Annotated in this window: 19 protein-coding genes; 18 read left to right on the top strand and 1 reads right to left on the bottom strand. The window is 54.3% G+C overall.

Features of this window, described 5'->3' with window-relative positions:
- Nucleotides 1-42 precede the first annotated feature (42 nt).
- Nucleotides 43-858, bottom strand: a complete 816-nt coding sequence (locus tag Q8Q08_07665; protein MDP2653891.1) for an AAA family ATPase — start codon at nucleotides 856-858, stop codon at nucleotides 43-45.
- 211 nt (nucleotides 859-1,069) lie between these two features.
- Between Q8Q08_07665 and Q8Q08_07670 the strand changes: the two genes are divergently transcribed.
- From Q8Q08_07670 to Q8Q08_07755, 18 genes are all read left to right on the top strand, one after another.
- Nucleotides 1,070-1,423: a PilZ domain-containing protein gene (locus tag Q8Q08_07670; GenBank protein MDP2653892.1), complete on the top strand. Its 354-nt coding sequence runs from the start codon at nucleotides 1,070-1,072 to the stop codon at nucleotides 1,421-1,423.
- 33 nt (nucleotides 1,424-1,456) lie between these two features.
- On the top strand, nucleotides 1,457-1,834 hold the full coding sequence (locus Q8Q08_07675; protein MDP2653893.1) for a PilZ domain-containing protein: 378 nt from the start codon (nucleotides 1,457-1,459) through the stop codon (nucleotides 1,832-1,834).
- Between the two features lie 31 nt (nucleotides 1,835-1,865).
- Nucleotides 1,866-2,042 (top strand): hypothetical protein, encoded by a 177-nt coding sequence (locus Q8Q08_07680; protein MDP2653894.1) that lies wholly within the window; start codon nucleotides 1,866-1,868, stop codon nucleotides 2,040-2,042.
- A 24-nt stretch (nucleotides 2,043-2,066) separates the two neighbouring features.
- Nucleotides 2,067-2,720: an RluA family pseudouridine synthase gene (locus Q8Q08_07685; protein MDP2653895.1), complete on the top strand. Its 654-nt coding sequence runs from the start codon at nucleotides 2,067-2,069 to the stop codon at nucleotides 2,718-2,720.
- 32 nt (nucleotides 2,721-2,752) lie between these two features.
- On the top strand, nucleotides 2,753-3,070 hold the full coding sequence (locus tag Q8Q08_07690; GenBank protein MDP2653896.1) for a MazG nucleotide pyrophosphohydrolase domain-containing protein: 318 nt from the start codon (nucleotides 2,753-2,755) through the stop codon (nucleotides 3,068-3,070).
- Between the two features lie 471 nt (nucleotides 3,071-3,541).
- On the top strand, nucleotides 3,542-4,009 hold the full coding sequence (locus Q8Q08_07695) for a hypothetical protein (protein MDP2653897.1): 468 nt from the start codon (nucleotides 3,542-3,544) through the stop codon (nucleotides 4,007-4,009).
- A 20-nt stretch (nucleotides 4,010-4,029) separates the two neighbouring features.
- On the top strand, nucleotides 4,030-6,084 hold the full coding sequence (gene uvrB, locus Q8Q08_07700) for an excinuclease ABC subunit UvrB (protein MDP2653898.1): 2,055 nt from the start codon (nucleotides 4,030-4,032) through the stop codon (nucleotides 6,082-6,084).
- Nucleotides 6,081-6,854: a type III pantothenate kinase gene (locus Q8Q08_07705; GenBank protein MDP2653899.1), complete on the top strand. Its 774-nt coding sequence runs from the start codon at nucleotides 6,081-6,083 to the stop codon at nucleotides 6,852-6,854. Before uvrB ends, Q8Q08_07705 begins: the two co-directional genes overlap by 4 nt.
- Before the next feature lie 342 nt (nucleotides 6,855-7,196).
- On the top strand, nucleotides 7,197-7,487 hold the full coding sequence (gene groES / locus Q8Q08_07710; GenBank protein MDP2653900.1) for a co-chaperone GroES: 291 nt from the start codon (nucleotides 7,197-7,199) through the stop codon (nucleotides 7,485-7,487).
- Between the two features lie 42 nt (nucleotides 7,488-7,529).
- Nucleotides 7,530-9,167 (top strand): chaperonin GroEL, encoded by a 1,638-nt coding sequence (gene groL, locus Q8Q08_07715; protein MDP2653901.1) that lies wholly within the window; start codon nucleotides 7,530-7,532, stop codon nucleotides 9,165-9,167.
- A gap of 208 nt (nucleotides 9,168-9,375) precedes the next feature.
- Complete coding sequence (locus Q8Q08_07720) at nucleotides 9,376-10,539, top strand: GuaB3 family IMP dehydrogenase-related protein (GenBank protein ID MDP2653902.1); 1,164 nt, start codon at nucleotides 9,376-9,378, stop codon at nucleotides 10,537-10,539.
- A 336-nt stretch (nucleotides 10,540-10,875) separates the two neighbouring features.
- Complete coding sequence (gene guaA / locus Q8Q08_07725; GenBank protein MDP2653903.1) at nucleotides 10,876-12,690, top strand: glutamine-hydrolyzing GMP synthase; 1,815 nt, start codon at nucleotides 10,876-10,878, stop codon at nucleotides 12,688-12,690.
- Nucleotides 12,691-12,837: 147 nt separating this feature from the next.
- Nucleotides 12,838-15,381: a hypothetical protein gene (locus Q8Q08_07730; GenBank protein ID MDP2653904.1), complete on the top strand. Its 2,544-nt coding sequence runs from the start codon at nucleotides 12,838-12,840 to the stop codon at nucleotides 15,379-15,381.
- A 313-nt stretch (nucleotides 15,382-15,694) separates the two neighbouring features.
- On the top strand, nucleotides 15,695-16,093 hold the full coding sequence (locus Q8Q08_07735; protein MDP2653905.1) for a hypothetical protein: 399 nt from the start codon (nucleotides 15,695-15,697) through the stop codon (nucleotides 16,091-16,093).
- A gap of 491 nt (nucleotides 16,094-16,584) precedes the next feature.
- Nucleotides 16,585-17,043 carry a type II secretion system protein GspG gene (locus Q8Q08_07740; protein MDP2653906.1) on the top strand — a complete coding sequence of 153 codons (459 nt, stop codon included), beginning with the start codon at nucleotides 16,585-16,587 and terminating at the stop codon, nucleotides 17,041-17,043.
- A 122-nt stretch (nucleotides 17,044-17,165) separates the two neighbouring features.
- Nucleotides 17,166-17,396 (top strand): hypothetical protein, encoded by a 231-nt coding sequence (locus Q8Q08_07745; protein ID MDP2653907.1) that lies wholly within the window; start codon nucleotides 17,166-17,168, stop codon nucleotides 17,394-17,396.
- A gap of 60 nt (nucleotides 17,397-17,456) precedes the next feature.
- The gene (locus Q8Q08_07750) at nucleotides 17,457-18,083 is read left to right on the top strand and encodes a PEP-CTERM sorting domain-containing protein (GenBank protein MDP2653908.1); all 627 of its coding nucleotides are present in this window, start codon (nucleotides 17,457-17,459) and stop codon (nucleotides 18,081-18,083) included.
- A 244-nt stretch (nucleotides 18,084-18,327) separates the two neighbouring features.
- On the top strand, nucleotides 18,328-21,762 hold the full coding sequence (locus tag Q8Q08_07755; protein MDP2653909.1) for a DNA polymerase III subunit alpha: 3,435 nt from the start codon (nucleotides 18,328-18,330) through the stop codon (nucleotides 21,760-21,762).
- Nucleotides 21,763-21,817: the final 55 nt, after the last annotated feature.

The following is a 21,817-nucleotide window of genomic DNA, read 5'->3' on the forward strand; positions in this document are numbered from 1 at the left end:
CGGCGAAGTGTCCTGCGAAGCGTTGAGGACAGCCGGGGGACTTCACAAATTGATCTCTCGTGCGCACTTGTAAACCATTTGCTCGTCAATGTTATGGCTTTCGGCCACATACCCGGCCAGGAGCGCGCGGTCGCACAGGATGTTGATCACGCGCGGCGTTCCTTTGGACAGGGTGAACAGCGCGTCCACGGCCCCCGGCGTAAACGTGACCGGGAGTTTTCCGTTTTTGGACCGGCAGGCCACTTTGATCCGGTGATTAATATACTCCGGAATTTCATTTTTCTCAAGGGGCAGAATGTGATATCTCACCGAGACCCTCTGGTTGAGCTGGCGCAGGGAATCCAGTTTGAGTTTGTCGAGCAGTTCCGGCTGGCCGACGAGGAGGATCTGCAGGAGTTTGGCTTTCTCTGTTTCCAGGTTGGACAACAGTCGCAGCTGTTCCAGCTGGCGGACCCGGAGGTTTTGCGCTTCATCGATGACCAGGACCACGTTGTTGCCGTGACTGGCCTGTTCGAGCAGGAAGTCGTTCAGGGCGGTGATGAGGGTGAGCTTGTTTTTGTATTCGCCGGTGATCCCCAGGTCCTTGATGATGAGCTGAAGAAGCTGGGTTTCTGAAAAATAGGGGTTCAGGATGAGCGCGGTCTTGATATGCGGGTCGAGCTGGTTGAGCAGGGTCCGGCAGAGGGTGGTCTTCCCCGTGCCGATCTCCCCGGTGACGACCAGGATGCCTTTGCGTTCCTGGATGCCGTAGACCAGATGCGAGAAGGCCTCGGCATGGCGGCTGCTTGAAAAGTAAAATGCCGGGTCCGAGGTGACGTTGAACGGGTTTTCAGCCAGATTGTAATATTCTTTATACACCGGAGCGCTGTTTTCTTTCTGTTGTCCAGGCCGCAGAGGTCCAAGGACTCCTTAGAACGGAAAACAGTATAGCACGGACGAAAATTTTGGTAAATTGACAATTTTGGCAGGCCCCGGGAGCGTTGTGGGCTGTCTGCGGGAAAATTGGTTGTATGTCCTCCGGATTATGCTATAATTCCTTTCAGCCACGGAAAGGGATTTCAACCGAATTATGCCTAAACAAGAGGTCAACGAAGACAAGCGCCGCTATCAGAGGGTTTCTTTCCGAGAACCCGTGCTGGTGTCCATTCTGCCGGAAACGGCTTCCCACGGCCATCTGAGCTGCGATCTGAGCGAGGGAGGGTTGAGGATGTATTTTGATGACTTTGTCCCTCTTGAGAGCCGGGTCGCGGTTTCGGTCCCGGTGGATGTCGACCGCAAGGTTAATGTCCTGGGCCGCGTGGCCTGGATCCAGAGAGTTCCCCATGCTGAAACCTACCAGGTCGGCGTGGAGTTCTCCGCCCGGCCGGACGATGTCATTGCCAGGAACGAAATCCGCAAATATATCCAAATCATGAAGTTTTGACCGCCCCCGAATGGGGACACTTAAGGAGCCGACGTGATCCAGCATCATCCTTCTGAAGACCGCCGCCAGCACCCGCGTTTTGAGAGCAATATTCCGCTGAAGATCTGCAGCGATGACGCGGATCTGGTCACGGAAACGAAAAATTTGAGCCGTACCGGGGTTTACTGCCGCGTGGAGAAGTACATCGAGCCCATGACCAAGCTCAAGATCCACCTGCTTTTGCCGATCCGCAAGAACGGCAAGGTTGCCACAAAAAAGGTCACCTGCGGCGGGGTGATCGTCCGGACCGAATCGGTCTCCGGCCATGAAGGGTTCAATGTGGCCATTTATTTCAACGACATCAACGGCCGGGATTCGGAATACATTTCGGAATTCATCAAGACGGGCATGGCGGCCGGGGCGTCGTCTTAATCCGACCCCGCCGGCCCAAGGGAGTTGCGCGATGGAACAGATGCTCGGCTTGACCCCGCAGCAATACATGGTCCAGTCCATGATCGCCACAGGGCTGATGATCTGGATGTTCGTCATTTTTCCCGTGATCGTCATCCGCAAGCTCAATTATCTGACGGCTCTTTTGGAAGCGCAATACGAAGACGACACTGAAGATCCTCAGCCGTAAAAATCCCACTGCCACCGGAATTTCATGCAAACGCCTGTTAAGGTTTTATATGAGGATGATTGCCTGGTCGTGTTTGACAAACCCGCGGGCCTTCTGGTCATCCCCACGCCGAAAAACGAAAAGCACACCCTGGTCGACATCGTGAACGCGGGGAGGACCGCCGGCCGCCTTCACCCCTGCCACCGGCTGGACCGGGAGACCTCGGGCGCCATCATCTTTGCCAAAGGCAAACGCAACCAGCAGCTGATGATGGAGGTGTTCCACAAGTCCGCGGTCCACAAAAAATACATCGCCTTTGTCCGGGGAAAATTGAAGCGGCCGTCCGGCGAGATCCGCCTGCCGATCCAGGACGCTTTCCAGAAAAAATATCACCGCAACGCCCCGCCCCGCACGGCCGTGACCCGTTACAAAGTCATCAAGGTCAAACACCGGTTCTCGATCGTGGAGGTCACCCCCCTGACCGGGAGGACCAACCAGATCCGCATCCATTTCAGCCAGATCGAGCATCCTCTATTGGGCGAGCGGGTTTACGCTTACGGCCGGGACTTCACCCTCAAATTCCGGAGGGTGGCCCTGCACGCGAGCGAGATCGAGTGGAAGCACCCGGTCACCCATGAGGATATCCTGGTGGAATCCCCTCTGCCGGCGGACATGAAAGATTTCATGAACAGCAATTGAGGGCCGAAGCCCCTCGTTAAAGGAGGTCATCCTTGGAAAATACGGTCGAGATCAAAGGAAAATCCCTGAACGAACTGTCCGCGATCTGCCACGCGATCGCCGTTGAAAAAGGCTTCTGGGACAAGGAGCGCAACATCGGCGAGGCCCTGATGCTCATCGTCACCGAGCTGGCCGAGGCCATGGAAGCCCACCGCCACCAGGACCAGGCCAATTTCAAGGAAGAACTGGCCGACACCTTTATCCGCCTGCTGGACCTCTGCGGCGGCATGAACATCGACATCGAAGACGAGATCGCCCAAAAATCCGCCAAAAATAAAAAGCGGCCTTACATGCATGGGAAAGTGTGCTAATGAGGCCCAAACTTATGGAGTCCTGCTGAAAGCGGGACGAACATAAGTTTGTTGGCCGAATTAGTCCCGGCGACTTGCCGAGCCCAAGCGAGGCAGCCGGGATTGATGAGCGGCTTTAGCTAAAAAAGAGTAGGGGGGATGATCTATGAATCTGTCTGCGTCTAACTTATGGCTTATAGCGATTTTTCTCTCCTGTGCTGGTGGGGCAATGGGGCCGATTCTGACTGGCAAGCTCCCCCCCGGCAATAGTGTTGATATATATATATTCATCACGAGTTCCGGGCTCGGACTCTTGGCAATAGCGGGGATACCCGCCTTTTTAATTAGAATGGTATTCAGAAAGCATTTTCGGGATGAAAGAAATTTTTTGTTGTTATTGATATTTCTTCTGCTGGTTTTTGGGATTCTTATTACTATGGGTCATTTATATAATCACCAACAAGGATTGGAATAAAGATAGAGAAAATCGGCATGCGCAAATCCAACGTCATTTTACTATCCCTATTTGCACTTATCACCCTCTCCGGCTGCGCCACCATCCAGCTCCCGTCCTACATCCCGGACAAGAAACCGGTCACCCGGCGTTTTTACGTCGATTATGACCGGGCCTATTCCGTCACCCGCAAGGCCCTGGAAGAACTGGGCTGGAAAGTCGAGGCCACGACCGACCCCGCGATTTACGAGGGGATGAAGACGCCCGAACCCGGCAGCCGGCAGATCCTGATCATGACCGAGCTCAAGCAGATGCCGATGCTGGTGATGACCCGGTATTCCCGTCTGAACGTTTACGTGCGGTCCAAGAAGAGCGAGACCGACATCGAGGTCCGTTTCCAGGCGGTCACGGCGTTCCCGGTCAAAAATTTGAAGAGTTACAAGCACGCCAAGACCGTCGATGACGTTTACGCCAAGATCTCCGATCTGCTCAACGCCCCAGAATAAGTCCTGCCCGGAACCGTTCCATGGAAAAATTCGTCCTCCAGAGCAAATTCAAGCCGGTGACGGAGCAAAGCGGCGCCATTGACGGGCTCATGGCCAATTTTCAAAAAGGCGCCCAGGCCCAGGTCCTTCTCGGCGTGACCGGGAGCGGCAAGACCTTCACCCTGGCCAACGTCATTGAGAAGATCAACCGCCCCACGCTGGTCATCTCCCACAACAAGACCCTCGCCGCCCAGCTTTACAGCGAATTCCGCGAATTCTTCCCCCACAACGCCGTCGAATATTTCGTCAGCTATTACGATTATTACCAGCCCGAGGCCTACGTTCCCCAGACCGACGTCTTCATCGAAAAGGACGCCTCTATCAACGACCGGCTGGACCGCCTGCGGCTCGCGGCCACGACCTCGCTGATGTCCCGTCGGGACGTGATCATTGTCGCCAGCGTGTCCTGTATTTACAACCTCGGTTCGCCGGACGATTATAAGGAATACCTGGTCTATCTGGAGAAGGGGCAGGCCGCCGGCCGCGACGAAGTTCTGCGCAAGCTGATTGACATCCAGTATGAGCGCAACGATTACGATTTCAGCCGCGGCAAGTTCCGCGTCCGGGGCGACGTGGTCGAGGTGTTCCCGGCCTACCGCCAGGACGCCCTGCGCGTCGAGTTTTTCGGCGACGAGATCGAAAAGATCACTCAGTTCGACCCGCTGACCGGCGGGGAAATTGCCGCTTTGTCCAAGGCCGCGGTGTATCCGGCCAAACATTTCATCGTGTCCCAGCCCAAGGTGGAGGAGGCGATCAAAGAGATCGAGGCCGAGCTGGAGGCGCGGCTCAAACAGCTCCAGTCCCAGGGCAAGCTCCTGGAAGCCCAGCGCCTGCAGTCCCGCACGAAATACGACATGGAAATGATCCGGGAAATGGGATACTGCCACGGCATCGAAAATTATTCGCAGGCCCTGTCCGGCCGTCCGCCGGGAAGCCGGCCGTTCTGCCTGCTGGATTATTTCCCGAAGGATTTTCTGGTTTTGATCGACGAGTCGCACGTGACCGCTTCGCAGGTCCGGGGGATGTATGAAGGGGACCGCGCGCGGAAAGAGACCCTGGTCGAATACGGCTTCCGCCTGCCGTCGTGCCTGGACAACCGCCCCCTGAAATTTCCTGAGTTTATGTCCATCATCGGGCAGAGGATCTACGTGTCCGCGACCCCCGGGCCGTTCGAGATCAAGGATTCGCAGGGTTACGTGGTCGAGCAGATCATCCGCCCGACGGGGATCGTGGACCCGCCCATCTTTGTGCGGCCCACCCAGGGCCAGGTCGATGACCTGGTGAAGGAAGCGCTCAAACGCGTGGAGCGCAACGAGCGCGTCCTTGTCACCACGCTGACCAAACGCATGTCCGAGGACCTGTGCGAATATCTCCAAGGCAAGGGGCTCAAGGTCAAATATCTGCATTCGGACATCGAGACCATCGACCGGACAAAGATCCTGCAGGACCTGCGCATGAAAAAGTTCGACTGCCTCATCGGGGTCAACCTCCTGCGCGAAGGTCTGGACCTGCCGGAAGTCTCCCTGGTGGCGATCTTCGACGCGGACAAGCAGGGTTTCCTGCGGTCGCAGACGTCCCTGATCCAGGTCGGCGGGCGCGCCGCGCGCAACATCAACGGCGAGGTCATCATGTACGCCGATTCCATCAGTCCGGCCATGCAGGCCGCCATCGAGGAATGCGAGCGCCGCCGGACGATCCAGATCGCCTTCAACAAAGAGCACGGCATCACGCCCACCACTATCCAGAAGGCGATAAAATTGGGCATCGAGGAATACGCCGAGGAGGCGGAGGAGCTGGTGGTGTCCGTCATCGGCGAGAACGCGGAACAATACGAGATCAACAGTTTCATCGCCGAGCTGGAGCGGCAGATGGAGCTGGCCGCGAGAAATCTGGAATTTGAGAAAGCGGCCAAAATCCGTGATAGAATCAAGGACCTGAAAGACGGGACCCCCGGCACCGCTCTCGCGCCTGCGGCCAAGGGCGCGGGCGGGACGAAATCCGCGGGAAACCCCGCGAAACGGAGACATCACACGTGACGACACTGCTGACCGTGGACATCGGCAACACCAGCATTTCCCTCGGGGTTTTCGCCGGGACAAAGGTCGTCAGGACCGCGATGGTGGAGACCACGTTGCCTTTTTCCGCCCGCCGGAAAAAACTGTCCGCCGCGGTCCGGGCGCTGAAAAAAAATTCCCGGGCGTGGGACGGGGCCGTGATCTGTTCGGTTGTCCCGAAAGCCACCGCCGAGGTCTGCGCCGTGGTCCGGAAGGAAACGGGCGTTAAAGCTGTCGTCATCGGCAAGGACATCATTGTCCCGGTCGTGAACCGTTACCGGAATCCCCGGCAGGTCGGCCAGGACCGTCTTGTCTGCGCCTACGCGGCCATGGAACTTTACGGCGCGCCGGCCGTTGTCATCGATTTCGGGACCGCCATCACCTTTGACGTCGTCTCCCGCAGAAAAGAATATCTCGGCGGCCTCATTGTCCCGGGCATCCGGTTGTCCGCCGAATCTCTATTCCAGAAAACCGCGCTTTTGCCCCGCGTTGAGATCATGAAGCCCGGCGCGCTGATCGGCCGGGACACGGTGGAAAGTATCTTGAGCGGGCTTTTTCACGGTTACGGCGCCATGAGCCGCGGCCTGATCCACCTGATCGCGAAGCATGTCGGCGGCCGGCCCAAGGTCATCGTGACAGGGGGGTACACGGAGCTGATCGAAAAATTCATCGCGAAAGACATCCGCGCGATCGACCGCCATCTTGTATTTAAGGGAATGAAGCTTTTGTGGGAGCGGCACAACGCGGTTTGAATCACCAGTGTCACAACCCCCGGGGTTGTGGAGGTTCAACCCCGGGGGTTGATTTTTTTGGGGAAAGTAGCACTCGGAATTTTTGAGTGCTACTTTTTTTGTTTTGGTTTGAGAAGGATATCCACCCCGGCTGATCCCCGCGGATTCAAGGCGCCGGGGTCGATTCTCCCCGGCGAGAAAAAACTCCACAAATGTCATTTGTGGAGTTTTTTCTGGGAGAACGAAAATTTTTCTTGACAAAAAAACATGTTTTTTGTACATTAGCACTCTACGGGAAACACTGCTAACTAAATTCCAACCCATAAACATGAACAGGTCAAGCGTTAAACAAGGAGGTTCACAGTGAAGATCCAACCGTTAGGAGACAGAATCGTTGTAGAACCGCTCGAAGCGGCAGAAAAGACCAAGGGCGGAATTCTCCTGCCGGACACGGCCAAGGAGAAGCCCCAGGAAGGCAAAGTCGTGGCTGTCGGCAAAGGCAAGCTTTTGGACAACGGCCAGATCCACGCGCTGGAAGTCAAGGTCGGGGACAGGGTCCTTTACGGAAAATACAGCGGCTCCGAGATCACCAACAAAGACGGTGACGAGCTGTTAATCATGAGGGAAGAAGACGTTTTGGCCGTCCTCAGCTAATCCATTTGAAAACGTTTTGAAAACCAACGGAGGAATAAGAACATGTCAGCAAAACAATTGAAATACGGTGACGAGGCCAGACGCGCCATTCTCGCCGGTGTCGAGAAGCTCGCGCAGGCCGTGAAGGTCACCCTGGGCCCCAAGGGGCGCAACGTTGTCCTGGACAAAAAATTCGGCTCTCCGACCGTCACCAAAGACGGCGTTTCGGTCGCCAAGGAGATTGAACTCGAAGATCCCTATGAAAACATGGGCGCGCAGATGGTGAAAGAAGTCGCCGAGAAGACCTCCGACCTGGCCGGCGACGGGACCACCACCGCCACCATCCTGGCCGAGGCCATCTATAAGGAAGGCCTCAAGAACGTCACCGCCGGAGCCAATCCCATGGCCATCAAGCGCGGGATCGACGCCGCGGTCGAGAAGATCGTGACCAAGATCGCCGCCCTCTCCAAGAAGATCGACCCCAAGAAATCCAAGGAAGTCGAGCAGGTCGCCACGATCGCCGCGAACAACGACACGCTCATCGGCAAAAAGATCGCCGAGGCGTTCGACGCCGTCGGCAAAGACGGGGTCATCACGGTCGAGGAATCCAAGACCATGCAGACCGAGCTCAAGATCGTCGAAGGCATGCAGTTCGACCAGGGGTATCTGTCCCCGTACTTCTCGACCAACCTCGAGAAGATGGAATGCGAACTGGATGATCCTTACATCCTGATCTACGAGAAGAAAATTTCCAACATCAAGGACATGCTTCCCCTTCTGGAGAAGGTCGCCAAATCCGGCCGGCCGCTGGTCATCATCTCCGAAGAGGTCGAAGGCGAAGCCCTGGCGACCCTGGTCGTCAACTCCATGAGAAAGACCCTGTCCTGCGCCGCTGTCAAAGCGCCGGGCTACGGCGACCGCCGCAAGGCCATGCTGGATGACATCGCCGTCCTCACAGGCGGGACCGCAGTGACCGAAGACCGCGGGATGAAGCTCGAGAGCGTGGACATTTCCAACCTGGGCCGCGCCAAGAAGGTCAAGATCGACAAAGACAACACCACCATCGTCGAAGGCGCCGGTGTGACCGCCAAGATCAAGGAGCGCATCAACCAGATCCGCGTCCAGATCGAGAACACCGAGTCGTCTTATGACAAGGAAAAGCTCCAGGAACGCCTGGCCAAACTCGCCGGCGGCGTTGCCATCATCAACGTCGGTGCCGCTACCGAGTCGGAAATGAAGGAAAAGAAAGCCAGAGTCGAGGACGCCCTGCACGCGACCCGCGCGGCCGTGGAAGAGGGGATCGTTGCCGGCGGCGGAGTGGCCCTCCTGCGCTGTATCAACGATCTGGACAAGATCGCCCTGAAAGGGGATGAAAAAACCGGTGCCGAGATCGTGAAGCGCTCGCTCGAGGCCCCTGTCCGCCAGCTGGCCACCAACGCCGGCCTGGAAGGGTCGGTCATTGTCGAACGCCTGAAAATCGAGAAAGACAACATCGGCTACGACATCAACAAGGACGAGTACGTGGACATGCTGGAATCCGGCGTCATTGACCCGGCCAAAGTCACCCGGACCGCCTTGCAGAACGCCGCCAGTATCGCCGGCCTGCTGTTGACAACCGAGGCCCTGGTCACGGATGCCCCTGAAAAGGACAAACCGGCCATGCCTGCGATGCCCCCGGGCGGAATGGGCGGGATGTATTAAAAAGTCCAGAATTCATCCAGAAATCTTGGGTGATGTAAATAGAAAAAGGGCAAAGGGTTACAATCCTTTGCCCTTTTTTCTTAAGTGTTGACAAGTTAAAGAAATCTAACTATAGTATATCTTTAATTACTCACCCTCAAAATCCTCAAATTTTAGAATTTTTTCGCCTTCGGGCTCAACCTTTTCATAGATAGAGGGGGTTTTTCCTATGGCAGAGTGGATAGGCATCGGGCGCCGCGCCAGACGGTGCTACGGCTTTGATGAAATCGCCCTGGTTCCGGGCATGGTCACGATCAACCCGGAAGAAGTCGACATCAGCTGGGCCATCGGAGACAAGAAATTCACTCTTCCTTTCCTCGCCTCAGGCATGGATGGGGTTGTGGACGTAAGGTTTGCGATTGAAATGGGCAAGCTGGGAGGGACCGCGGTCCTCAATCTGGACGGCATCCAGACCCGCTACGACAATCCGGCCGAAGTCATCGAAGAGATCGCCAAGGCCACCCCGCAGGAAGCCACCAAGCTGGTCCAGAGCGTCTATCTCAAGCCCATGAAGGAAAACCTCATTGCCAAGCGCGTTGAGGAGATCAAAAAGGGCAAAGTTCCCGCAGTTGTCAGCTGTGTCCCGCAGAAAAACACCGAAAAGATCGCCAGCATCGCCATCGAAGCCGGCTGTGACATTTTTGTCGTCCAGTCCACGGTCGCCACGACCAAGCACATCGCCACGCAGTACAAAGTCCTCGACATGGAAAAATTCGTCGCCAGTTCCAAGATTCCGGTGCTCATGGGCAACGTCGTGACCTATGAGATCGCCCTGGAGCTCATGGAAATCGGCGTCGCCGGCGTTCTTGTGGGTGTCGGGCCGGGCGCGGCCTGCACGACCCGCGGGGTCCTGGGCATCGGCGTTCCGCAGATCACGGCCACCGCGGACGTCGCGGCGGCCAGAGACCACTATTTCAAACGCAAGGGAAGATACATCCCGATCATCACCGACGGCGGCATGCGCATCGGCGGCGAGATCTGCAAGGCCTTCGCGGCCGGTTCCGACGCGGTCATGGTCGGCTCCGCCTTTGCCAAGGCCGAGGAAGCGCCGGGCCGGGGGTATCACTGGGGCATGGCCACGTCCCACGCCAACCTCCCGCGCGGCACCCGCATCCATGTCGGCACCACCGGCACGCTCAAGGAGATCCTTCTCGGGCCGGCCAAGGTGGACGACGGCTCCCAGAACCTCGTCGGTGCGTTGCGCACCTCCATGGGTTCGCTGGGCGCGTCCAACCTCAAGGAAATGCACGACGTCGAGATCATCATCGCCCCGTCCATCCAGACCGAAGGCAAAGTCTTCCAGGTCGGGCAGAGGGTAGGGATGGGCAAGTAAGACCCAAACTTGCGGAGCCGTGAGGCGAACGCAAATTTGATGGGCGCCTGCCTGCCGGTAGGCAGGAACTTACCCCAGTCGCCTGCCCTGCGGAGCGGTTAGGGCAACTGGGGCAAATACCGGAATCAATGTTCTGCCGGCGATTTTAGGAGCGGTTGAAGCAGCCGGCGGAAATGAATACAGCGTTTAGCCCTGCGAAGCAGTTAGGGCTGCTGGGACAAGTGCTGGGACCGAATATTTGATAATCCGTTTTACCTTTCGCCGGCATTCTGACTTTTAACCGTTAGCGGCTGTTGGATAGAGACCTTCGCACACTTTATTAAGGCAGGTTGACCCATGGCAAAGAAGACCCAAAAGAAAACTCCGAAGACAAAAAATCTTCCGAAGACAAAGAAGCTCAAGAAAGCCCAGACGCTCACGACGCTCAAGAACCCCGTGAGGAAACACTCCGGCTGGACATCGCACAAGCCGTTTCGGAGGCAATTGACCAAGGCCCCGGTGGCCGCCCGCAGAGGGGTCCTGCGCATCAAGAGCATCAACGCCCACCGCCGCACGGCCCTGAAACTGCGCGGCAAGCTCCCGACGGTTTCCGTCAAGATCACCAAACAGCGCCTCAAGGATTTGATCCTTGTCCTGGATTTCGGCTCGCAGTACACCCAGCTCATCGCCCGGCGCATCCGTGAGAACAAGGTCTTCAGCAAGATCGTCCCTTACAACATCACGGTGGAGGAGATCCGCAAGCATAACCCGAAGGGTCTGGTCCTGTCCGGCGGGCCCTTGAGCGTGTATGACAAAGGCGCCCCGCTTCCGCACAAAGAAATTTTCAACATGGGTCTTCCCATCCTGGGCGTCTGCTACGGCATGCAGGCCATCACCCATTTGTTCGGCGGGGACGTCAAGAGGAGCAAGGAGCGCGAGTTCGGCCGCGCCGAGCTGTTCATCGACAGCAACAAAGACCTGTTCGCCAATCTCCCGACCAACCTGACCTGCTGGATGAGCCATTCCGACGAATTGAAGAAGCTCCCGCAGGGATTCGTTTCCATCGCGCACACGCTCAGCGCCCCCACGGCCGCCATCGCCAACCGCGCGAAAAAGATCTGGGCCGTCCAGTTCCATCCGGAGGTCGTTCACACCCAGCGCGGGGCGAGCATCCTCCAGAACTTCGCGTTCCATATCTGCGGCTGTCTGCCGCGCTGGACCATGGACAAGTTCGCGGACGCGGCTGTCCGCCAGGTCGCAGAGACCGCGGCCAAGAAGCGCGTGGTCTTAGGGCTGAGCGGCGGGGTGGATTCCTCGGTCGCCGCCATGCTGATCCATAAGGCGATCGGCAAGGACCTTTACTGCATCTTTGTGGACAACGGCCTTCTGCGCAACAACGAAGTGTCTGTCGTGCAGAAGACCTTCAAGGGCACCTTCAACATGAACCTCATCACGGTCGACGCGTCCCAGCGGTTTTTAAACCGCTTGAAGGGCGTCACCGACCCCGAGCAGAAACGCAAGATCATCGGCGAGGAGTTCGTGAAGGTCTTCCAGGAGAACGCCAAGAAGATCAGGGGCGTGCATTTTCTGGCCCAGGGCACGCTGTATCCGGACGTCATCGAGTCCATCTCGCCGCTGGGAGGCCCGTCCGCCACCATCAAGAGCCATCACAACGTCGGGGGGCTCCCGAAGAACATGAAGCTGGAGCTGATCGAGCCCCTGCGCGAGCTGTTCAAGGACGAAGTCCGCGTCATCGGAAAGCACCTCGGCCTGCCGGAGCAGATCCTCCTGCGCCAGCCGTTTCCCGGACCCGGCCTCGCCATCCGCATCATCGGCGAAGTCACCAAAGAGCGCATCAACATCCTCCGCGACGCCGATGAGCGCGTCCTGGAAGAGATCAAGAGGGCCAACCTCTACAACCAGATCTGGCAGTCGTTCGCCGTTCTGCTTCCCATCAAAACGGTCGGCGTCATGGGCGACCAGCGCACCTACGAGAACGTCATCGCCATCCGTTGTGTCACGAGCGTGGACGGCATGACCGCCGACTGGGTGCAATTGCCCTATGACCTTTTGGGCCGCATCGCCAACCGCATCATCAACGAAGTCCCCGGCGTGAACCGCGTGGTTTACGACGTGAGTTCGAAGCCACCGGCGACGATTGAGTGGGAGTAGAGAGATAGAGGATGGAAGATGGACGATAGAAGCGTAAAAATAAAGACGTAAACACCAAACCCCCTGCGGTCGAGAGATGGCAGGGGGTTTTGATTTTGGGAACATTGGACTAATTAAGTCACGCGCCTCTATGACCCTAAGGTTTTAATGACAACAGAGCTTGAAAAATGGTTTCAAGATCGGCCTAAATGGCTTCAAGACGCCGCTCGCCGTATTCTCCAAAATGGCATCCTAACTGATGCAGATTTTGACGAATTATATGCCATCTGCACAGACGAAGCAGCGCAGAAAGCAGTAAAATTTACAGGCCTACCTACTGGCTCGTTAATTATTCAAGATTCCACAAAACCTCTACATCTAGAAGCGATAAATGAAGTACACGGCATTAATGCGCTTATTTTATCTCGACCACTTGAATTTGGAAAAACTCCGCTTTGTATTGTGTATGGGCTCAACGGCTCTGGAAAATCTGGATATGTGCGATTGTTGAAACATGCTTGCGGTGTTCGCCATCCAGGCGAGATTTTAGGGGATGTGTTTAAGACTGCTCCTGCGCCACAGTCAGCCCAATTGACAGTGGACGATAGTGGCCAAGTAAAGATTTTAAAATGGGCTGGGGCTCCTTTGAGGGAATTGCGTGGAGTTGAAATTTATGACACCGCTTGTAGCCATATATACGTAAATGAGGAAAGGGAAGTGTCGTATGAGCCAGGAATTTTACGCTTTTTTACTGGCTTAACGGATGCCTGTACGGTTTTAAGCAAACGCATACAAGGCCAAATCAAGATAAATGCTTCTAAAAAGCCAACATTCCCTTCGGATTTAATATCTACGTCTGGGTATGTGTGGTATTCGAGCATTGCTGCCACAACTTCCGAGCAGGAGGTCAGTGAAAAAACTGCGTGGACCCAACAAGATGAAGCCAGTTTGATTGAAATTAGGAAGAGGTTGGGGGAAATAGACCCTGGGGCTAGAGCGGTTGAACTGAGAAGGAAGAAAGAATCTATCCTTTCCCTTGCTGATAATTTAAGCAAGTCTTATGAAAGTCTTTCCGATGACCGATGTGCTGAATATTTAAAAGTTAAAGAAGACGCCATCTTAAAGCAAAACGCTGTTGAAGCTTTCGCTAAAAAGGCTTTTAAGGATGCGCCGCTTGCTGGCACGGGTTCTGGAGAGTGGAGAGCTTTGTGGGAGGTGGCGCGACTCTATTCAGAAAAAAAGGCGTATCCCGATGAGGTTTTCCCGGTAATACGACCGGATGCAAGTTGTTTGTTATGTCAGAGAAAGTTGGACCCGGAAACAGGTGAGCGATTGGATTCATTTGAGGAATTTGTTAAAGGAGAATTGCAAGGGTTAGCGGTTGAAGTTGAAAAGTTGATGCAGGAGATGGAGTCTCGGTTCCTGAATGTCCCAAGTCCTGAAGAAATTAATTCAATGTTGGATGTGGCTGGTTGTGCTAATGCCGAGGTTAGGAAAATTATTATTGATTTTGGGTCTGCATTGACTATCCGTAAGCAAACAAATATTCCAGCGAAATCGTTAGATGCGATAAGCCCGCTTCCCCCGGCAGGAGGGTTGAATCACCTGAAGGGATTCGTCGGAGAAATGGAAAAACAAGCGTTAAAATGTGACGAGGATGCTAAAGGTCAAAATAGACCACAGCTTGAGGAAGATCGTAATGAGCTTTTAGCGCGAGGATGGTTAAATCAACAACGTAAGGCAATTAAAGATGAGGTTGACAGATTGCAGCATTTGCGTTTACTCGAGAACGCATTGAGGTTAACGGATACTACGACTCTTTCAAAAAAGAAATCGGCGCTAAGCACAGATCTTATAACGAATGCCTATGTCCAAAGATTTCAAGCTGAACTTAAGCATCTCAGGGCTTCTCAAGTCTCAGTTGAGCTACGAAAAACTGGAGCCGAGGTGGGACGGATATACCACGGGATTTTTATCCGAAATGCTTCGGAATCTATTAAGGCGGGTGACATTCTAAGTGAGGGGGAATTTCGAATTGTTTCGTTGGCGGCATTCTTAGCAGATACTGAAGGGAGAGGATCAAAGACTCCCTTTGTTTTTGATGATCCTATCTCCTCATTGGATCAAGATTACGAGCAGGTTACGGCTGAGCGGCTAATTGAATTAAGTAGTTCTCGGCAAGTGATTGTATTTACGCACCGTTTATCCCTGGTGGGTCTTTTGCAGAAATATGCAAAAAAAGAAAAGATTGACCCAGCCATTGTCTGTTTAAGTAAATCAAGAATTGGTGATGTTTCAGACGCGATAATGTGGAGTAAGACAGGGCCAACAGCAAATCGTTTCCTCCAAGATCGGATAAAACAGCTTAAGGTTGCATTGACGGAGGGAGATGAGGAATATGAAAAAGAGACAAAGGCGTTGTGTAGAGACATCCGGGTTCTACTTGAGCATGTCGTTGAGGTTGATCTTTTGGCTGGAATAATTCGTCGATACGAACCCGATGTTCAAACAAAAGGTAAGATTGAAACACTGGCTGAAATTACCAAAGACAATTGTAAATTCATGGATGACATGTTGACCAAGTATTCTTTTTATGAGCACTCACAGCCTGAAGAGGCGCCTGTTAAGCTGCCAGGCCATGAGGAGATAGAAGAAGATTTGAAGCGGATTGTTATTTTTATAGATGAAATAAAGAAACGACAGAAGGCTTAACCTTGCATCCTAAGGACCGGGTACCAGAAACCTCTTGAAGCCCACAAGCTTCCAAGCGAAGTGTCCCCTGTTGGAGAAGGAAGTATATGAGAAACGCGGTTGTTGTGATGTGACCCTAAGGACCGGGTACCAAGAACCGCTTGAGCCGCATCAGTTTCCAAACGAAGTGTCCCCGAGTGAAGGGGTCTGACCCCATTTGGGGTCAGACCCCTTTGCCGGAAGGAATATGCTTATCATTAACTGCAGTGTCCTCAGATTTAAAGGTGCAACTGTAGGAAGCGGGTTAACCCGACACAGGCAAAGGTGAATTTAAATGGCAGAAATTTCAAGAAACAATACCGGATTATCTGGTGAATACTTTGTTGCTGCAGAACTTTATCGTAGGGGCTGGTCTGTCGGTATGACTGTTGGAAATGCAAAGGCTGTAGATTTATTTGCTCAAAAAGGGGATAAACGGGTAGCGATTCAGGTAAAAGCTATCTATCAAAAGAAAAATGTCGGTTGGCCAATTACTAAAAACAAAATTAGGCGTGACTGCTTTTATGTTTTTGTAAATCTCTGCGCAGATAAGATGGAGACTCCCGAATATTTTATTTGCACCAGCGATGAAGCCAAGGGTAATGTTAAAGAATACAAGGAAAGAGGAATTGTAAACAGGTACGCTTTAAATGCCGATGAATTTAAGAATAAATGGGAAAAACTTGAAATATGAAAATCGTCTTCGCAGACATTCGAGCGTGGCTTCCGAGGACACGCCCCTAAGGACCGGGTACCTAAAACCTCTTGAAGCCCATAAAGTTCTGAGCGAAGTGTCTCCTGTTGGAAAAGAAGGAATTCCGGGAACACATGACTTAATTCGGGGCCAACCATAACCATCCCAATCCTGGGGGTTGGATTCTCGTGGCGCCACGAGAATGTTAGGAATTCCGGGGACACATGACTTAATTCAGGGCCAGCTTTGACCATTCCAACCCCTGGGGTTGATATTCAGTTAAGTCCTGTGTCCCCAACTTCGTCGGAGCCCTTAAAATGGGGAGAATGATTCATCAGTTCTTGAGAAGCCCCTGGATCCCGCTTGCTGTTTTTCTTGCCTTTATTCTCGTGAAGCGGATCCTGTCGGGTTATTTTGCGCCCTCATCCCGTTCCGCGGTGGAGTTGTTCTACGCGGACAGAGGGATGTATGATATTTGCCATGACCTTTCCATGGGGATCGGGACCGCGGGCCTTTTGATCTCCGGACTGGCGCTCTGTGTTTCGTTCTATTATAAGATCAGAAATAAATTATGGGATTTATTGATAGGCAACTTCGTATTGATCCTTTTGGCATTTATGATTTATGGTTGGATCCAATTCAACCGGAGGATCTATGTTGATCTCGGGCCGAAAGACAAGAGTGTTGAAGGATTTGATAGGGTTATCCGGCAGGAAATTCGGTCTGTAGCCGAGGCCCTGGAGACTTATAAAAAGGAAAAGGGGCATTACCCAAAGTCATTGGTTGAAATGAACAAGCCCTGGATGCTGGAAGGTCTGCCCGAGTCATTTGTGGGGTGTCCTTTTCAATATCAGGTGAGCGGGGACGGGGAGGGGTTTACATTAATAAGCAGTGGGATCGACAATGAGTTCGGGACAATCGATGATATCGCGGGAAACCTTCCAGATTAATTCCGGGAACACATGACTTGATTCAGGGCCAGCTTTGACCATTCCAACCCCGGGGGGTTGGGACCTGCTCAACCCCCGGGGTTGATTTTCGGTTGTTTCCCGGGAACATAGGGAGTTAAGTCATGACAGACAGGGAGCTCGGCCCCCAGCCGCTGGATGGTTTGATGACGCGGTTGGGGATATCCAATGCCGATCTTGTGAAGGTTTCGACAAGCCAATTGACGCACAAGATGGTGCAAAAGGGGAGAAAAGGCCGGAAGCTCACGTCCAACGTCCAAATCAAGATCCTCGAGGCGCTCCACACCTTGTGCCCTGACCAGAAGTTCATGCTTCGGGACCTTTTTAACTATTAGAATCGGAAGGGGACTGCCCCCTTTCTTTAGAAAATGTTTTTTAATTTAAGGAGGGGGAGGATGAAAAAGTTAATAATCGTTTTGGTTATTGTTTTGTTCCCGTCAATGGCACATGCCTTTTTCCCAGTAATTTCTGAGCCAATTACTCGCAGAGCTGTTGCTCAGCAAGGGACTTGGACTGAATGCAATGATACTTATCTTACCTGCCCAAGCTTCCCATACTCTGGTTTTACGTCAAACCAATCTGATGATGGATTGGGAAATGAGTTTAATTTTACAAAAACGTATATACTGACAGCAGTATCCGGATACTATATTCCTGATCAGTTTTATGTGGGATCGTCATATACGCCGGATTTCGATATTAGATTATATAAGGGAACAAGATATTCGTATTTAACCGATTCAAATGTGCCTGATAAACTTTATAAGAATTGGAATGTTCAAGCGCCGCCTTATGATGGGGCTAATCGTGACTTTAATGAAAATGATCTGTATATAGTTGATGGGCTTAATGTCAGATTAACACCTGGAAAATATTGGATTGCAGCACAAGCTGGCGGCGATGGCTCAATGTTTCCGGGATCTGTATATGGACATGTCGTCCCCGAACCGTCAACAATGCTTTTATTAGGAGGCGGATTGGCTGGCGCATTTTGGCGCAGGCGTAAATTTTCCAAAGTATAACTGGGTGCCGAGTATCACTCCCGGGACACACGGCGAAAATTAATTATTTCTTAATAAATTTCTCCTGTCCGTCCAGATTTCCCCCCTTGACCAGCCCTCCTTGAAGTAATACAATAAGTCCGCTGAAGTTCTAAAGATGCCTCATGCAACCCCGGAAATTGTGACTGCTCAATCCCCGGGGTTGAGCTTTGTTAAAGCCACGGATTTTTCTAACCGCTGAACGCTATACGCTATCCGCTAACGCATGTATCATTCCGACTACGTCCATCTCCACGTCCATTCCCAGTACAGTCTTCTCGACGGCGCTTGCCGGGTGAAGGAGCTTGTCCAGAAGGCGGCGGAATACAAGATGCCGGCCCTGGGGCTGACCGACCACGGCAACATGTTCGGCGCGATCGATTTTTATCAGAGCGCGGTCAAGGTCGGGGTCAAGCCCATCATCGGCTGTGAGGCCTACGTCGCGCCGGGCAGCCGCACGGACCGCAGTCCCCAGCAGGGCGGCGCGTCCCACCTGGTGCTGTTTGCCAAGGACGAGACCGGTTACAAGAACCTGATGAAGCTGGTTTCCGCCGGCTACCTCGAGGGGTTTTATTACCGGCCCCGCATGGACAAGGAGATCCTTGCCAAACATTCCGAGGGGCTGTTGTGCACCTCGGCCTGCCTGCGCGGGGAAGTGGCCTGGTTCCTTCGCCAGAACGACTACGCCTCGGCCATGCGCGTGGCGGACGAGTACCACCACATCTTCGGCAAGGGGAATTTTTACCTTGAGCTGATGGAGCACGGCATCCCGGACCAGAAAGTGGTGAACGAAGGGCTCATCCGGCTCAGCAAGGACATGAACCTCCCGCTCGTTGTCACCAACGACGTGCATTATCTCCAGCAGGACCAGTCCAAGGCGCACGAGGCGCTGTTGTGCATCCAGACCCAGTCCCTGCTGAACGACCCCAACCGCATGCGGCTGAAGACCGACCAGTTCTATTTCAAGGACCCGGCGTTGATGAAGAAGGAATTTTCCTGGGTCCCGGACGCGCTGAAGAACACCCTGGAGATCGCGGAAAAGTGCAACCTGACCCTGGATTTTAACCAGTATCACCTGCCCAATTACGAGCCGCCGGGCAAGCAGAGCCGCGATGAATTTTTGGAGGACCTTTGCCGCAAAGGCATGGTCCAGCGTTTCGGCCAGTCCACCATGGAGCTGGAAGAGCGGCTCAAGCGCGAGATGGCCGTCATCAAGAAGATGGGCTTTGTCAGCTATTTTTTGATCGTCTGGGACTTCATCCATTACGCCCGCCAGCGTGGGATTCCCGTTGGGCCGGGGCGCGGGTCCGCGGCAGGGAGTTTGGTGAGTTATCTTTTGGGCATCACGAACCTTGACCCGCTCAAATACGGTTTGCTGTTCGAGCGTTTCCTGAACCCCGACCGCCTGGGGATGCCGGACATCGACATCGACTTCTGTTTCGAGCGGCGCGGCGAGGTCATCGAATACGTGACCAAGAAATACGGCAAGGAAAACGTGGCCCAGATCATCACGTTCGGGACCATGCAGGCCCGGGCCGCGGTGCGCGACGTGGGCCGCGTCATGGGCGCGCCTTACAGCGACGTGGACAAGATCGCCAAGCTCATCCCGGCGGAACCGGGCAAGACCCTGAAGGACGCGCTGAAAATCGAGCCCCAGTTGGACAAGCTTTGCAAGGAAGACAAGGTCGCGGCCGAGATCATCGAGACCGCCCAGGTCCTGGAAGGGCTCAACCGCCACGCCTCGATCCACGCCGCCGGCGTTGTGATCGCGGACAAGCCGCTGACCGAATACGTTCCGCTGTTCAAGTCCTCGGACGACCAGATCACCACCGGCTTTTCCATGGACGGCATCGCCAAGATCGGGCTGTTGAAGATGGATTTCCTCGGCCTGCGCACGCTGACCGTCATCGACAAGGCCGTGAAGTGGATCAAACGCCGCCGGAACATCGACATCAACATCGAGACCATCCCCCTGGATGACAAGAAGACCTTCGAGCTGTTGAGCCAGGCCACCAGCGCCGGCATCTTCCAGCTGGAAAGCGCGGGGATGCGGGAACTGCTGAAGAAGATCAAGCCCAACGTATTTGAGGACCTGATCTCCATCCTGGCCCTGTATCGCCCGGGTCCGATGGGAAGCGGGATGCTCGACGATTTCATCAAACGCAAGCGCGGGGAGGTCAACGTCCAGTATCCGCACCCCAAGCTGGAGGGCGTTTTGAAAGAGACCTACGGCATCATCGTGTATCAGGAGCAGGTCATGCAGATGGCCTCGGTGATGGCGGGCTTCTCCATGGTGCAGGCCGACCATCTGCGCCGCGCCATGAGCAAGAAGATCCCCGATGTCATGGACAAGATGCGGCATGATTTCGTCGAGGGCTGCTGGAAGAACAGCCACACGAAGGAAGACCAGGCCAACAAGCTTTTTGATTTGATCGATTATTTCTCCGGATACGGTTTTAACCGCAGTCACTCGGCGGCCTACGCGCTGATCTCCTATCAGACGGCGTTCTTGAAGGCCAATTATCCGGTCGAGTTCATGTGCGCCCTGCTCACCTCTGAAAAGGACAACACGGACAAGGTCGTGGAATACGTGCGGGAATGCGAGGCCATCGGCATCACCATTCTGCCGCCGGACGTGAACGAAAGCGTGCTGGAATTCAGCGTGGTGGACGATAAAACGATCCGGTTCGGGCTCCTGGCCGTCAAGAACGTGGGCCGAACGGGCATTGAATCCATCGTGGAGAACAGGACCCAGAGCGGGCACTATAAATCGTTGTCCGACCTTTGCAACCGCGTGGACCTGCGTCTGGTCAACCGCAAGGTGCTGGAAAGTTTGGTGAAGAGCGGGGCCATGGACAGTTTCGGCGGCCACCGCGCCCAGTTGACAGCGATGATCGACCGGGCCCTGGACCGGGGGACCCAGGCACAGAGAGAAAAGGCGGTCGGGCAGTTCTCGTTTTTCGATATGGGCGGCGGCGATGAAGGGTTTGCCGGCAAGGAGGAAACTCTGCCGGACATCAAGGAATGGCGGCCGAACGAGACCCTGGCGTTTGAGAAGGAAGTCCTGGGCTTTTATGTGAGCGGGCACCCGCTGTCGCATTACCAGGTGGAGATCAAGGAATTCTCGGATTTCGCCACCAAAGACCTCCGTCAGGCCACGGAAGGCAAAGAGATCAAGATCGTGGGCATCATTGACGCGGTCAAGCTGACCACCACCCGCAAGGGCAACGAGCGCATGGCGATCGTGACCCTGGAGGATTTGGACGGCACGGTCGAGATCGTTATCTTTCCGTCCACTTACCCGAATGTGGCCACCCTTTTGGTGGAGGGGAGCGTTGTGGTCGTGGTCGGCCGGGTGAATTTCCGCGAAGACAGGCCCGGCATTGTGGCCTCGGACATCCGCAAAATTGAGGACGTTTACAAGACGGTCAAGGCCATCAACGTGGACCTCTCCGGTGTCAACGCCCAGGGCCTGGGCCGCTTGAAGGAAAAACTCGCCGGATATCCCGGAAAGATACCGGTTTATCTGCGCATGGACACCAAGAATTACAAAAGCGTGCAAATCATGGTCGGCGAAGACCTTTTTGTGGCGCCCAGCGAGCTTTTGATGAACGATATCAAGGAGCTTGTTGGCAAAGAAAAGTTTTCTGTGACGCTGTGACCCTCCGGAAATATTTGTTTTTCCCTCCTTTGATGCCCCAAATAACTCCTTGACA

This window comes from Candidatus Omnitrophota bacterium, from assembly GCA_030688425.1.
Lineage (GTDB): Bacteria > Omnitrophota > Gorgyraeia > Zapsychrales > JANLHA01 > JAUYIB01.

Coding starts and splice junctions, on each gene's coding strand:
- Q8Q08_07730 (MDP2653904.1), top strand. CDS start 12,838: ATGACAACAGAGCTTGAAAAATGGTTTCAAGATCGGCCTAAATGGCTT.
- Q8Q08_07750 (MDP2653908.1), top strand. CDS start 17,457: ATGAAAAAGTTAATAATCGTTTTGGTTATTGTTTTGTTCCCGTCAATG.
- Q8Q08_07735 (MDP2653905.1), top strand. CDS start 15,695: ATGGCAGAAATTTCAAGAAACAATACCGGATTATCTGGTGAATACTTT.
- guaA (MDP2653903.1), top strand. CDS start 10,876: ATGGCAAAGAAGACCCAAAAGAAAACTCCGAAGACAAAAAATCTTCCG.
- Q8Q08_07670 (MDP2653892.1), top strand. CDS start 1,070: ATGCCTAAACAAGAGGTCAACGAAGACAAGCGCCGCTATCAGAGGGTT.
- Q8Q08_07740 (MDP2653906.1), top strand. CDS start 16,585: ATGGGGATCGGGACCGCGGGCCTTTTGATCTCCGGACTGGCGCTCTGT.
- Q8Q08_07720 (MDP2653902.1), top strand. CDS start 9,376: ATGGCAGAGTGGATAGGCATCGGGCGCCGCGCCAGACGGTGCTACGGC.
- groL (MDP2653901.1), top strand. CDS start 7,530: ATGTCAGCAAAACAATTGAAATACGGTGACGAGGCCAGACGCGCCATT.
- Q8Q08_07745 (MDP2653907.1), top strand. CDS start 17,166: ATGACAGACAGGGAGCTCGGCCCCCAGCCGCTGGATGGTTTGATGACG.
- uvrB (MDP2653898.1), top strand. CDS start 4,030: ATGGAAAAATTCGTCCTCCAGAGCAAATTCAAGCCGGTGACGGAGCAA.
- Q8Q08_07695 (MDP2653897.1), top strand. CDS start 3,542: ATGCGCAAATCCAACGTCATTTTACTATCCCTATTTGCACTTATCACC.
- Q8Q08_07685 (MDP2653895.1), top strand. CDS start 2,067: ATGCAAACGCCTGTTAAGGTTTTATATGAGGATGATTGCCTGGTCGTG.
- Q8Q08_07755 (MDP2653909.1), top strand. CDS start 18,328: ATGTATCATTCCGACTACGTCCATCTCCACGTCCATTCCCAGTACAGT.
- Q8Q08_07680 (MDP2653894.1), top strand. CDS start 1,866: ATGGAACAGATGCTCGGCTTGACCCCGCAGCAATACATGGTCCAGTCC.